Source organism: Mesorhizobium sp. M7A.F.Ca.CA.002.09.1.1, from assembly GCF_003998555.1.
GTDB classification, from domain to species: domain Bacteria; phylum Pseudomonadota; class Alphaproteobacteria; order Rhizobiales; family Rhizobiaceae; genus Mesorhizobium; species Mesorhizobium ciceri.
In genome coordinates this window covers 1-556 of the sequence record NZ_RZRR01001535.1, presented here as the reverse complement: position 1 = coordinate 556, position 556 = coordinate 1, and the positions used below count along the sequence as shown (strand labels likewise).

The following is a 556-nucleotide window of genomic DNA, read 5'->3' as shown; positions in this document are numbered from 1 at the left end:
ATGTTTGTCCATGGTGCTGATTTGCGCCGATGGCCCGCCGCACAGGCGGGTTTTTCGTTTGATGCTCCGTCAGCCAACGCGCCGACGAGCTCGAAGGAACCCGCCAACCCGAGTTCGTTGCCCTGCTTCAAGGATACGAAGACGTCCGCCGCAAGCCTGGAGCCAGCATGTCGGCGTAGGGCCGTTGCATGCGTCGACCTGCTTTGCGGATCTTCATGCGGGCGCGCTAAACAAGATGTGTTTCGCCTGATAATGCGAGGCCATCTATGATCGATTCTCGCGGCAATACCGCAAGAAATCGCCATTCGCTTCGACAGGAGAATTGATCCGGTGCGGTTGAGATCTGTTTGTCTGGGCGTCGTCGCCAGCTTTTTCGTCGCCGTCATCGCCGTGACGGTGTCGGCTCGATCCTTTGCCGCATCATCTGACGTTCCGGCCTGGTTGCAGGCTCATGTCGGCAACAGCGAGGGCCAGATCTCACAAATTGTCCTCGAACGAGCCCGCGCGCTTTATCGGAAGAAGGTCGCCCAAGGGGCCGTCAAGAACCCCTGCTACT

The 556-nt window shown here is 58.8% G+C and carries 1 pseudogene; it reads left to right on the top strand.

The features are described from left to right. Nucleotides 1-330: 330 nt before the first annotated feature. Nucleotides 331-556 (top strand): annotated as a pseudogene (locus EN994_RS35785) (hypothetical protein); the annotation flags it as partial.